The organism is Sulfurimonas sp., from assembly GCF_016744025.1.
GTDB lineage: Bacteria > Campylobacterota > Campylobacteria > Campylobacterales > Sulfurimonadaceae > Sulfurimonas.
This window is the reverse complement of the sequence record NZ_JADGFC010000010.1, coordinates 29476-42589: the sequence shown is the minus strand read 5'-3', so window position 1 is coordinate 42589 and position 13114 is coordinate 29476. Positions and strand designations below refer to the sequence as shown.

At 29.6% G+C, this 13114-nt stretch carries 12 protein-coding genes; 5 read left to right on the top strand and 7 right to left on the bottom strand.

The annotated features are described in order from the left end of the window. The 5 genes from QZZ48_RS03115 to QZZ48_RS03095 form a co-directional block, all read right to left on the bottom strand. A partial coding sequence (locus QZZ48_RS03115) for an FAD-dependent oxidoreductase (protein ID WP_294961866.1) occupies nt 1–425 on the bottom strand: 425 nt, incomplete at its 3' end. Further along, on the bottom strand, nt 415–1389 hold the full coding sequence (gene waaF, locus QZZ48_RS03110; RefSeq protein ID WP_294961864.1) for a lipopolysaccharide heptosyltransferase II: 975 nt from the start codon (nt 1387–1389) through the stop codon (nt 415–417). The genes QZZ48_RS03115 and waaF, both read right to left, overlap by 11 nt. Then, nucleotides 1386–3299, bottom strand: a complete 1914-nt coding sequence (locus tag QZZ48_RS03105) for an LTA synthase family protein (protein ID WP_294961862.1) — start codon at nt 3297–3299, stop codon at nt 1386–1388. Before QZZ48_RS03105 ends, waaF begins: the two co-directional genes overlap by 4 nt. Continuing rightward, entirely contained in the window at nt 3299–3961 is a 663-nt protein-coding gene (locus tag QZZ48_RS03100; protein WP_294961860.1) for a phosphatase PAP2 family protein, read from the bottom strand. The genes QZZ48_RS03105 and QZZ48_RS03100 overlap by 1 nt, the downstream gene beginning before the upstream one ends. Before the next feature lie 8 nt (nt 3962–3969). Then, nucleotides 3970–5229 carry a glycosyl hydrolase gene (locus tag QZZ48_RS03095; RefSeq protein ID WP_294961858.1) on the bottom strand — a complete coding sequence of 420 codons (1260 nt, stop codon included), beginning with the start codon at nt 5227–5229 and terminating at the stop codon, nt 3970–3972. A gap of 135 nt (nt 5230–5364) precedes the next feature. Here QZZ48_RS03095 and QZZ48_RS03090 point away from each other — a divergent pair, with 135 nt between their 5' ends. Together QZZ48_RS03090 and QZZ48_RS03085 are read left to right on the top strand one after the other, a co-directional pair. Further along, nucleotides 5365–6690 (top strand): UDP-glucose/GDP-mannose dehydrogenase family protein, encoded by a 1326-nt coding sequence (locus tag QZZ48_RS03090; RefSeq protein ID WP_294961856.1) that lies wholly within the window; start codon nt 5365–5367, stop codon nt 6688–6690. Nucleotides 6691–6801: 111 nt separating this feature from the next. Further along, complete coding sequence (locus tag QZZ48_RS03085) at nt 6802–7656, top strand: glycosyltransferase family 9 protein (RefSeq protein WP_294961854.1); 855 nt, start codon at nt 6802–6804, stop codon at nt 7654–7656. On the opposite strand, the gene QZZ48_RS03080 is transcribed toward QZZ48_RS03085, so the two are convergent. Further along, on the bottom strand, nt 7642–8388 hold the full coding sequence (locus QZZ48_RS03080; protein ID WP_294961852.1) for a hypothetical protein: 747 nt from the start codon (nt 8386–8388) through the stop codon (nt 7642–7644). The genes QZZ48_RS03085 and QZZ48_RS03080 overlap by 15 nt on opposite strands. Nucleotides 8389–8444: 56 nt before the next feature. Here QZZ48_RS03080 and QZZ48_RS03075 point away from each other — a divergent pair, with 56 nt between their 5' ends. Beyond that, nucleotides 8445–9593 carry a glycosyltransferase gene (locus QZZ48_RS03075; protein ID WP_294961850.1) on the top strand — a complete coding sequence of 383 codons (1149 nt, stop codon included), beginning with the start codon at nt 8445–8447 and terminating at the stop codon, nt 9591–9593. On the opposite strand, the gene QZZ48_RS03070 is transcribed toward QZZ48_RS03075, so the two are convergent. Beyond that, a complete protein-coding gene (locus QZZ48_RS03070) occupies nt 9585–10889 on the bottom strand; it encodes a PIG-L family deacetylase (RefSeq protein WP_294961848.1) in 1305 nt (434 codons plus the stop codon). The two genes, QZZ48_RS03075 and QZZ48_RS03070, sit on opposite strands and share 9 nt — an antisense overlap. A gap of 60 nt (nt 10890–10949) precedes the next feature. Here QZZ48_RS03070 and QZZ48_RS03065 point away from each other — a divergent pair, with 60 nt between their 5' ends. Both QZZ48_RS03065 and QZZ48_RS03060 read left to right on the top strand, forming a co-directional pair. After that, nucleotides 10950–11705, top strand: a complete 756-nt coding sequence (locus QZZ48_RS03065) for a glycosyltransferase family 2 protein (protein WP_294961846.1) — start codon at nt 10950–10952, stop codon at nt 11703–11705. Continuing rightward, a complete protein-coding gene (locus QZZ48_RS03060; protein WP_294961844.1) occupies nt 11706–12950 on the top strand; it encodes a nucleotide sugar dehydrogenase in 1245 nt (414 codons plus the stop codon). The last annotated feature ends 164 nt before the right edge of the window (nt 12951–13114 follow it).

Here is a 13114-nt window from a genome sequence, read left to right as displayed (position 1 = left end):
CTTAGAGGCTCTATAACAGCTGCATCTTTATAAAAGTAGCCATCTATATTTTGAAATTTTTTTGATATATTATTAAGTTCTTTATTATCAAAATATTCATATGCAATATCATTGTTTTCTAATTTTTCCTTTGAAAAATTATCATTCGCAACGCGTAAGACACCTTTTTTATTAACAGAACTTGAAATTAGTTTTTCATAAAAATCAATTGAAAAATTTAGAGCTTCATTTACAAGTGTATTGTAATTGTTTTTTTTACCAGGAAGAGGGGAAAGAAATGCTCCCGCAGCGCCACTTGCTCCACCAGCAATACCTTCTCTATCTACAAGAGCTACTTTTTTGCCACTTTTAGCTAAAAAATAAGCAGTACTACAACCAGCTGAACCTGCTCCTATAATTATGTAGTCGTATATTTTAGAGTCCAAGTTTTTTTACTTCTTCAATAACTTCATTTGATGTAATACTTTTCATGCAATTATGATGAGTTAATGGACATTCTCTTTTCATACAAGGGGAACAATCCATATCATGTCTTATAATTGTACTTTTATTATTCATCCATTGAGATGTTTCTTTATATTTGGTAGGACCAAATATAGCAATAGTTGGTACTTGATAAGCAGCTGCGACATGCATTGGTCCACTGTCATTGCTAATAAAGAGTGAGCACCCAGCTATATGGGCACAAAGTTCTTGTATACTTGTTTTTCCAGCTAAGTTTTTGTAGTTTCTAACGCCAGATTCTTTGAGATTATTTTCAATTTCATTTGCCATTTCTACTTCATTAGGCCCACCAAAAATGATAATATCAAATTTATCTGAGAACTCTTTAGCAACTGCAGCAAATCTTTCAGGATACCAACGTTTTGCACTTCCATATGTAGCACCTGCATTTATACCTAAAGTCGCTCTATTGAATTTCTGAGCTTGTATATATAAGGCGAGAGCTGGTACATGACCATCCCAATTGTCTGCGTCTATCATTGCTAATTGAGCATATTGTTTTACTAGGTGCTGTGAAGTTGAAATTTTTGGAGTATGAGAAAGCAAAAACATAGAGTGCCATGAGGCTCTTGAGATGCAAACTACAGTTTTTGTAAGTCTCAAAAGTAAAGATGAGTGAAGCTGATTTCTAAAGTTTACAGCAAGATTAAAAGTACCTAATTCATTAGCTAGTTTATATGTAGCTAGATATCTATTTGAAGCCTCTTTTGTATTATCTACAACTGCTCTTTGGCATAGAGGATGATATTTTAGTGTTTCAATACTTGCATAACTGCCGACAAATGTAAATTTAACATCCTTGTACTGTAATGCTAAAAGTTCAATCGCAGGAGTAGCCATTATTGCATCTCCGAGCCAGTTTGGTAGTATGACTAATATTTTCAATTACTCCACCTATTCTTTTCTAATAGCCAAGCTTCAGCTGTATCAACACCAAAAAGTAAATTTTTCATATTTTGAATATTTTCTTCATTTCCAAGTTTTTCAACAATATTTTTAAAATTGTATTTGATGTATCCATTATTAGTAATTAAACCTATAAGATTACCAGCATAAAAATAAACAAATCTTTCATTTATATCTTTATCAAATAATGAACTTCCCATGGTTGTTATATTTGCTTTCCATCCTAACATATCAACTATAGTAGGAAATATATCATTGTGTCCACCAAGAGTTTTAATCTCTTGTGCTTTAAATATTTTAGGCCCATAGATAATAAGAGGAATTCTAAAGTGTTCTATTGAAGCAAGTGCTTTATCATCAGTGCGATATTTTCTAGCAATTTCATTTAATGCATTTCCACTTCCATGATCAGATGTGAAAATAAATATTGTTCTATCAAACCATGGTTCATCTTTTACACCTTCCATAAAACGACGAATAGAGTCATCAGCATATATATATGCATTGAGTGCTCCGTTGTAGTTTTTTAAATCATGTGGATATCTTTCATATTTTTTACTTGGCAGATGATAATCTGAATGAGTAGAATCAGTAAATGCAAAACCTAAAAATGGCTCTTGCATCTTATTTAACTTCTTGTGATAAAAATCTAACATATTAAAATCATAAGTTCCTGTAAGAGGCTCTCTTCCTTCATCTATTTCTTCTACATTAGGCATATCTTGAGCACCGTAATATTCGTCAAATCCTGATAGTGCACTAACTGCATCTACTCTATATGAACGTCTATTAGAAGCTTGCATTGAAAGTGTAGAATACCCATTTTCTTTTGCAACATTACCAAGATAACTTAACTTAGATAGTTCAAGCCCTTTTCCTAAATATTGTGCTCCTGCTGGTATAGTAACTCCAGTAAATATAGATGTTATACCAAAAATTGATCGATAACCATTAGAGTAAAAGTTTGTGAATTTTAAGCCTTCATTGCTGAGACGTTTAAAATATGGGGTAACATTTAGCTCTTTATATTTTGTAAAACCATCTATATGCTCAGCTCCAAAAGACTCTAGTAATACAATAACAACATTGTATTTTTTTTTGTCTTTTTTTGCATATGTTCGTAAAAGAGGATATCCTTTATCAGTGAATGGAGCATTCGGAGTTTTAAGTGCATTTTGTGTTATATTAATAGCTTTATCAAAGTCCATTAGGTTATGTTTTGCTGTTTTTTTAGCAGTTCTATAAATAGTAAAAAAACCATTTAATGCTAGGTTTCCACTACTGACTTTATTGACAGCATATGCATCACTACTTCCAAAGCTTTTTCCGGCGAAGTTGTTTCTTATTCCGATAAAAAGAATTAAAATAGTTATAATTGTTAAAATAAAGAGTTTTTTCCCAGAGATAAAATTTATTAATTCTGATGAGAAAAGTTTAAATACAGAGTATAAGAAGAAAATACTAATAATTATAGCACTCAGTGTGTAATGTAACATAGAACCAAATGCCATCCCAAATATAATATCTAAGTCATCACCAAGATTAAATATTTCATTTGAAATATGTCTATGAATATAATCATAATAGAGGACATCACTAAAGGAAAGGATAAAGATAATATTTAAAATTACAGCCCAAATAAGTGCAATCTTAGCTCTTAATTTAGCTTCTTTTATAAAAAGAAGAGCCAAAATAAAAATAGATGAAAATGTAAAAATTGTTATCATATCAACACGAAAACCCATGAATAAAGAAGCATAAAATTCATATGTGGTAAGGTTAGAAAAATCTTCTATGTAAAAATTGTATAAAGTTAGTCTTGTTATCATTAAAATAATAAAACTAAAAATAAGTAATGTTAATATTTGAGTGAATTGATTCTTTTGCACTAGGTAGATTCCTTCTTAAATATTAATTTATAAATTATGTATGTAGAGATAAAAACTATAAAAAATGATGTTACAACATCACTTAGAAAGTGTCCACCAGAAGCCATTCTAGCTATACTTACTAATGTTCCATAAATCATCACAAGAGATATAAAAAGTTTTTTTCTTCTTTTAGCTAAAAGGGCAAAACCTAAAAGACTAAATGCTGCAGCAGTATGCCCTGATGAAAAAGAGTAACCACCTTGATTGCTAGGTATAAAAGCAGGAGTAAATTCTTTATCTCCTCCAAAGTTTATAGTTTGTGCTGGCCTTGCTCTCCCCCAGTTTTCTTTTAAAGTTGTATTTACAATAAGTGCCGGAGCAATAGTTAAAATTAATAGTATAAAAATAATTGCTTTAGAATCTATACCTAATATGTTTTTCTTTTTTATATTGTTATATATAAATATAATTATGCTTGATAATGCAAAGATGATAATAAGAGGTTTTACAGAATGGTAGAGGATATTTTCAATCCATGAGCCATTAAGTGGAAATGATTTACCATCATAGAAGAGAGAAGCTACAGTTATATCTATCTGAGGAAAGGTTACAAAGATAATAGAAGTAACTAAAAATAGAAGCCAGAAGTATAATTTTACATTTAAATATTTTTTATTCATAAATGCAATTATACCGCGTCTTTGATATATATATATATAGGAGAAGAATCAATTTTTAAAGTTTCATCTTTAATAAGTGTTCCATCACTTGAGTATACTTCAAAAAAATCTTCATTTTTTAAAGTACTTGGCTGGAGAGTCCAGTGTATTTGCAAAAGTTTGTTGTTAACTAGACATTGAAGTATATAGTAGTTTCTTTTAATATCAAGTCTTAAAAATTGAGCATTTTGTAATGTCTTTAACATAAATTTATATGTTTGAAATCCCAAACGCTTAGTAATCTTCTTTCTATTGTCAATTAGTCCATATCCTGGAGCTATAAGTTGATGCCAAGAAACAGAATCTACTTGTTGAGACGCAAAAGCTAAAAAATGGTATCTAAGCATAAAGTCAGAATATAATTTTTCACTTATACATTCATGCTCACTAGTAGGTGCATATGGTGCTGTCCCAGTAATAGGCCAATTTGTTTCAGTTATATAAAGCTCTTGTTTAGTCTTAGGACTAATCCAAATCATAGTGCTTAAATATGCAATTTTATCAGAAAGTGAAAATCCCATTTGTGTATTTTCTGGTGCGCCTCTTCTATCAACATAGAGTAAAGAGGCTATTCCATCATACTTATATTTGAAGAAATTAAATAGGGTATGTGCCGTAAAGTGGTATTCAAAATCAATAACTCCACTTCCAATAAGTTTGTTATTTTGAAATTCTATTTCTTTTAAATCATAAGCTGTTTTATAAAACTTATTATATTCATTAACACTAAAAAATCCCCACTTGGCTCTATTAATAGTTGAACCTATCTCATAAATATCTACAAGCCCATCAAGTGTTTTAAAAATAGCTCTCAAATCTTTTTTAAAAAGTTCTAAATCCTCTATATGCTCTCTGTCTTGAAGGATTTTAAGAATTACTTTTCTGTGTTTATTTTTTATTAAAAAGTTTTTTAATTCATCTAGCGTTTCTAACTCCCAAAGTTTTATTCTAAGAAGAATTTTTTTTATATTTAATTCTTCTAAGAGTTCAATGGTAAGCTCAGGTTCTCTTTGATAGTCAACACCCATAGAAAAAAAAGTTTCAGAATTTATTCTTTTTCTTTTTATAAATGGCATTGCTATAATTGATATAGGAAGAATTATAAGGGCTGTACAAAATGTTTTAATCAATGAGAATAACTCTTTTTTACGCATTTGTTTTTTGTACTGTTTGTCTTTAAGTTGTGCTGGTTGGTCGGAATACTTATCCCAGATAAAAGGTTTTTTCATAAGGTGGAGTATATCCTTATTCTATGAATAAAATATAAATGGATCTTTGATTTTTAGTAAATTAAATACTTGTAAGTAAAATGGCATCAACTTTAAGGTAAAATTTGTAAATTATTTTAATTTAGGAATTATTTTATGAAAATATCAGTTATTGGAACGGGTTATGTAGGTTTAGTAAGCGGAGTATGCTTCGCTCAGATGGGAAACTCTGTAACTTGTGTAGATATAGACGCTAAAAAAATAGAAGAATTAAAGCAAGGTGTCATCCCTATTTATGAGCCTGGCTTAGAAGATATGACCTTAGAAAATTACAAAAATAAAACTCTTGATTTTACAATTAACTCTCATGAAGCAATTAAAAACTCTAATATTGCTTTTATAGCAGTTGGCACTCCAATGGGTGAAGATGGAAGTGCAGATTTAAAATATGTCTTAGCTGTTGCAAAAACAATTGGTGAATCCATTGATGATTATATGGTAGTTGTAGATAAGTCAACTGTACCTGTTGGAACTGCTGATAAAGTTCAAGCTACTATACAAGCTGAGCTTGATCGCAGAGGAGTAGATATAGAGTTTGATGTTGTATCAAATCCAGAATTTTTAAAAGAGGGTGCGGCGGTAAAAGATTTCTTGCATCCTGACCGTGTTGTAATTGGGGCTGATAGCGAAAGAGCAATGGACGTAATGAGAGAGCTATATGCTCCATTTATGAAACACCATGATCGTTTTATTGCAATGGATATTAAAAGTGCAGAGATGACAAAATATGCTGCAAATGCAATGCTTGCAACTAAAATATCTTTTATGAATGAGATGAGTCAAATATGTGAAAGAGTTGGTGCTGATATTAATAAAGTAAGAAATGGTATCGGTAGTGATAGCCGTATTGGTTACAGTTTTATATATCCAGGTTGTGGATATGGTGGCAGTTGTTTTCCAAAAGATGTTCAAGCTCTTGCAAAAACAGCAAAAGATTTTGGATACAACCCTAGAATGTTAGATGCGGTTGAAGCTGTTAATCTTGATCAAAAATACGTAATGAGTAATAAGGTTATAACTAGATTTGGTGAAAATCTAGATGGAAAAACTTTTGGAATTTGGGGACTGAGTTTTAAACCTGAGACGGATGATATGAGAGAAGCAAGCTCAATTACAATTATTAATGAATTGACATCTAGAGGAGCTAAAGTTATTGCTTATGACCCTAAAGCTAGAAATGAAGCTGAAAATCACTATTTAAAAGGTAATGAGAATGTTTCTTATGTAGATAGCAAATATGAAGTACTAAAAGATGCAGATGCATTAATCCTTGTAACAGAGTGGCAAGAGTTTAGAGCGCCTGACTTTGATGAAATGAAAAAATTATTAAAAAATGCTATTTTCTTTGATGGTAGAAATCAATTTGATAAAGAAAAAATGACTGAATATGGGTTTGAATACTTTCAAATTGGTGTGAAATAAGAGTTGACTATTCTCATATGTCGCACAGATAAGCTAGGTGATTTTATAACTGCACTCCCTACAATGTATGTTCTTAAACATCATGATCCAAAAAACAGGATAATAGCTTGTGTGGCACCACTGAATAAAGCTCTAGCTGAGTCTTGTGATTTTATAGATGAGGTTATAGTTGATAGTGGAGAAAGTATTTGGGATTTCGCTTCAAGACTTCGTGCTTTAAATATTGATGCTTCGATAACTCTTTTCTCAAATACCCGTATATCTTTTGCCCAGTTTTTAGCAAGAATCCCAAAAAGAATTGCACCTGCAACAAAAATAGCACAGATCTTTTACACTCATAGAGTCAAGCAAAGACGTAGTGAAGTTAAAATGGCTGAGTTTGAGTATAATTTAGAACTAACTAAAACTCTATTTTCTAATATAAATTTTGGGTATGAAAAACCACTTTTAGCGTTTGAAGATGCAAAGGAAATATATAATGTTTTTTGCATCAATAATGACATAGAAAAAAAAGTTATAGCTTTTCATGTAGGTTTTGGTGGTTCATCAGATGCTAACTGGAACTTGGATGAGTATGAAGAACTTATACATACTGTTTTAACAGAAAATAAGTACCAAGTAGTATTAACATTTGGACCTGATGAAAAAGAACTTTATGAAGAGATGCAAACTAGATTTATGTATTATAATGTTGTCTTTTACTTTTCTCAAGAAAGTATACGTTATTTTGCTAAACTCATAAGTAATTTTAATCTTTTTGTGAGCACTTCAACTGGTACATATCATATTGCATCTCTTGTTGGAACTCCAACTATGACATTCTTTGCAGATACACTTTTTGCGAGTTCAAAAAGGTGGAAAAGTATTGGAGATGAAAAGATTCAAAGTAACTTTATGATCCCTTCTGAAAAAATTGCAAAAGAAGAACTTTTTAAAGAGATAAAAAAGATATTATTTTCCTTTTAATTTTCTCTTTAAATTAACTTTAGCTTCTAGAGATTTAGCTTCATTTATTACTATTTCTATTGCTTTTTTTTCATCTATTTTGGCAAGAGAAGCATACTCTTTTGCAATAGTATTTAAATCATTATCATCTTTTGCCCAGAACTTATTAAAATTTTTTAAACCATCAAGAGCCGTTATATTTTTAAATTCCATTCTATTAATATCAACTAAAGAAAATTTGTATAAGTTGTCTTCTTTTTTAGTTATTAATATATTCCCAAGAGAATAATCAACATGCCAAACACCTTTTTGGTGAATGTCATATGTAAATTTTACAAATTGTTTTAAAATTTCTGAAGGATTATCAACTTTATGATGAAAAACTTCACGAATAGTTATATCATAAGACTCATGCATAGATATAAAATAACTCTCACTCAATAAACCAGTACTATAGAACTCTATGATACCAATTGGCTCAGGAGTATTTACTTTTAACTGCATAAGTTTCATTGCATTTAAGTATGATTTTTTTGCTTTACCGTCACGAAATAATGAATAAGCAACTCTATTTACAACATGAGGAATTTTAAATGATTTAACTACACATTTGATTCCATTGAGTTCAATTATTTTGAGCTCATTTCTTGCTTTATGTATACTCCCATCTGAAGAGTTAAATATATCTTTAATATTTAACAAAGTGTCTTTGAAAGTACTGAATTTAGGATTTAAAATAAGTTTATGCGACAAAAGTGTTCTCTTTATATTGGATATGTTATTATACCATTTTATTAGATGAGGTGAGAATGAGAGTAGCAGTAGTAGTCAGAAGTTTGAAAGTAGGTGGTATGGAGCGTGTAGCTGTTAACTTGTCAGAAGCTTTTGCAGATGCCGGATATGAATCTCATCTTATATATTTTAAAGCTAAAAATAGAGTACTTACCCCCAAACAAAGCGTTCATTTCCATTATTTCAATCTTAGTAAACTACTAAATCTAACCATAATTGGTGCAATATTAGGTGTTTTTGCAAAACTATTAAGTGGAATATTTAGAGGCTCATTCTTCTTTTATAACGGATTATTACTAGCACCTATATTTAAATATAAATTAAATAAATTAGAAAAAGTACACGGAAAATTTGATCTTATTATTATGCGAGGACACGGTACATTTGAACTTATTTGGCCTATAAAAGATGAAAGAATTATTCAAATGGTTGAAAGTGTATTTATTAGACATGGTTCGATACTTGATAATTTTTATATAAAATGTGTTTATGATGGAAAAAATTTAGGCTGTGTCTCAAGTGGGGTTAAAGAAAAAGTCTTAGAAGTTCTAAGTAAAACTCGAGTAAGCGCTAACTCAGTAGAATTAATTCACAACCCAATAGATATCGAACTAATACGAGAAAAATCTAATGCTTATAAACCAGATATAAATAAACCATATATTATTAGTGTTGGAAGAATTACTCCAAATAAAAATATATCTTTTTTGTTAGAAAGCTATAAATATGCTAAAAATTATTTATCTTTAACAATGCCACTGGTAATAGTTGGTAATGGTCATGATATGAAAAATGTAAAGAGCAAGATTATTGAGCTAAACTTAGAAAAAAATGTAAAACTTTTAGGTATATTGGAAAACCCATATCCATGGATAAAAAATGCAGAAATATTAACTTCTACATCTAAAGCAGAAGGTTTTGGAATGGTTCTTATTGAAGCCTTATCTTGCAAAACCAAAGTTATAACAACTAAGTCAATAGGTGGTGTAAAAGATATTATGTTAGACGATTTAGAAAAATATATGATTGATTTCTCAGAAGAAAAGTTTGCTAATAAGATATGTGAGGTGATAGAGGAGAGTAAAGTTTTAGACTTCGATAAATATATAAATAGGTTTTCTTCTCAGTCAATTGTAAAAAGGTATGAAAAGTTATATTTAGATTAGTTTATCAATATTTTTATTTTCAACTACAAAAAACAATTCATTTGCTCTAATAGCTCTTTTATAATAATTTCTTTCTTTTGCAGTAAGCTTTCTTCTTATCATTCTACTTAAGTGCTTGTATGCTTTTTTTATGAACAAGAAAACTAAAGAATCCCTTAAATCATGAGAAGCTTCTAGTGCAAAAAATTTATCTATTTGAGTTTCTTTATCTAACCCAAAAGAGTATATAGAATCAAAGTAAAATTCTTTTATATTTGGTGGTATACTTATGCTTGAATGAATTTCGCCAATAGGGTAAGTTTCACTAAGCTCAAGGTGGTTTGTATATAAAAGTAGCTTACAAGAAACATCAGTCTCTTTTAACGCTTGTATTAGTATCTTTGTTGTATATTTATGGTCCGAGTGGCTATCTATTGTTGGGTGAGGTGTTATTATATTTTTTGGTTTTGTTTGTATTAAAATTTCTTTTAAATCATTTAAAATAGAAGCATAAGTAGACTCCACATACAGAGGGAGCTTTATATTTGAATGAGATACATTTCTAAAGGAATTCATATTTGTAAAGTTCTTTATGTGTGAGCAAACTTTTTTATTAGGTGTCTCAAACATTGATTTTAGAGAGCCACCAAAATAACCAAGTGTTATAGAATTTCTTATATCTACATTACCTAGAAATCCTATGCTAAGTGCGTCCATTGTTCTGAGTTGGGCTTTTTTTAAAGAGTTCTTCGTTCTATCATTACTATATAGACTACAATAATTGCATGCTCCATTTTCTCCAATAGTTGTTGTTACAATAGTTACATTTTTAGCTGTTTTGTAAAATCCAAAACTTGCAATTTCTGCATCATCAGCATGAGGAGCCAAAATGAGAGTTTTTTGGGATAAATCAATGCTATTTTTATAGCCAAATAAGGATAATCCTTTGTTCTTAATTTTTACATTATAAATATTTACTTTTAGTGTTTTGCTCTTTACATGGGAAATATTTAAATATCTAATTCCTTTTGCTCCGTACTCAAAGTAGTGCTTTATATCCTCAATTTCTATATACGGCTTAAAAATATAAGATAACAAATTTCTATAAATTTCTATTTTTAAAAAAAGAGAGTCATAATCTTCAATATCTTTACTTAAAGTTAAAGAATTATTTTTAATTTCTAACGTATCGATAATATTTCTATTTAAATTGTAAATATAATTATCTCTTTGGTTGTACTTGTACTTTTTCACTCTATAAGAAAGTAGAAAAAGGTAAAAAAATAAAAGTGTTAGCAATAAGTAAAAATAAATCATATAAACTCCAATAATTAAAGATAAAATTATATCGAAAGTTTACTGTGCTAAAATACTATTATGAAAATTACGGCAAATATTATAACACTTAATGAAGAGAAAAATATTGAAGCAGTCATTAAATCAGTTCAGGGAATTTGTGACGAAGTTTTAGTAATAGATTCTCTTAGTTCTGATAAGACTTGTGAAATAGCAGAATCTATGGGTGCTAAAGTCATTAGACAAAAATACCTTGGTGATGGTGGGCAAAAAGCTTTTGGAGCACCATTAGCTAAGCATAAATGGGTTTTAAGTATAGATGCTGATGAGAGACTAGATCTTAATGCGATAGAAGCTGTAAAAAATATTGATCTTGATTCAACGCCTTACGAAGCTTTCTCATTCGCACGAAAAACATTTGTTGGTAAAAGTTTTATAAAGCTTTGGTACCCTGACCGTGTAACTAGACTTTATAATCGAGATGCTTGTGGATACTCTACAGTTGGTGGACATGCAAAAGTAGAAAGTACTAATATAAAATCATTAAAAGCGGATATGCTTCATTACTCTTATGAAGATTACTCACATATGATAAAAACTACTCATAAGTTTATAACTCGTGGAGCAAAAATATCTTATGAAGAAGGTAAAAGAGCCTCAGCTTTAGACCCATTTATACATGGAGTTGGAGCTTTATTTAAAGCACTCATTTTAAAAGGTGGAGCTTTTCATGGCATTAACGGCTGGAATGTAGCAATTATTTCTGCTTTTAGCTCTTATATGAAATATGCTTTAATTTTAGAAATGCAAGAAAATAATTTAAGACTAGGAAAATAAATGAAGAAAATATGTATTATCGGGTTGGGATATGTTGGACTTCCCTTAGCTCATGCTTTCGCAAATAATAAGTATGATGTTGTGGGTTTTGATATTGATGAAAGTAGAATAAAAGAATTAAATAATGGTTTTGATAGAACTTTAGAGTTAGATGAACTACAGCTCCAACGTGTAACAAATAATATAAAATATACTACAGATATAAATAATATCAAAGATTCAAATATATATATAATTACTGTTCCTACTCCAATTGATAAGGATAACCATCCAGACTTAACTCCTTTAATTAAATCTTCTCAGCTTGTTGGAAATGTACTTTCAAAAAATGATATTGCAATATATGAATCTACAGTTTATCCTGGCGTTACTGAAGATGTATGTGTTCCGGAACTTGAAAAAGCAAGTAAACTGAAATTTAATAAAGACTTTTTTTGTGGTTATTCTCCTGAAAGAATTAATCCTGGTGATAAAGAACATACTGTTACTAAAATATTGAAAGTAACTAGTGGAAGTACACCTGAAATAGCGAAAAAGGTGGATGATCTTTATAAATCAGTAATAACTGCTGGCACATTTTTAGCTTCTTCTATTAAAGTCGCTGAGGCTAGTAAAGTAATTGAAAATACACAAAGAGATGTAAATATTGCATTAATTAATGAACTTGCAATGATCTTTAATACAATGGAAATAAATACTAAAGAAGTTATAGAAGCCGCAGCTACTAAATGGAACTTTATAAAATTAACTCCAGGTTTAGTTGGTGGGCATTGTATAGGTGTTGATCCTTATTATTTAACTTATAAAGCGCAAGAGTTAGGATATAAACCAAATCTTATTCTTGGGGCAAGACAAATTAACAATTCTATGGGAAAATTTGTTGCAGATAAAACTATTAAGTTAATGATAAAAAAAGGAATTAACATAAGCCAATCTAAAGTTTTAATACTAGGATTAGCATTCAAAGAAAATTGTCCTGATGTAAGAAATACAAAAGTAATAGACATTATAAAAGAAATGAGTGAATTTGGCTGTAAGGTAGATGTAGCAGACTATTGGGTTGATAAAGATGTTGTAATGAAAGAATACTCAATTGCAATAAAAGAAGATTATTATTTTGATGATTATGAGGCTATAATATTAGCTGTAGCTCATGATGAGTATAAATCTCTTGATATTAATAATGATAAAAAAGTCATATATGATATAAAATCAGTATTAAAAAATGCAGATGCAACTTTATAATAAAGATAAAAAATAAGAATATAGTAATATGAAATTTAAAGTAGTGGAAAATAATGAGTAAAATAACTATTATAGAACTTTGTATGTCTCCTGACTTGGGAGGTTTAGAACTTTATATGGTAAGAGCTGCAAAAGCTTTATCTGATGACCTAAATGTTCTCAGT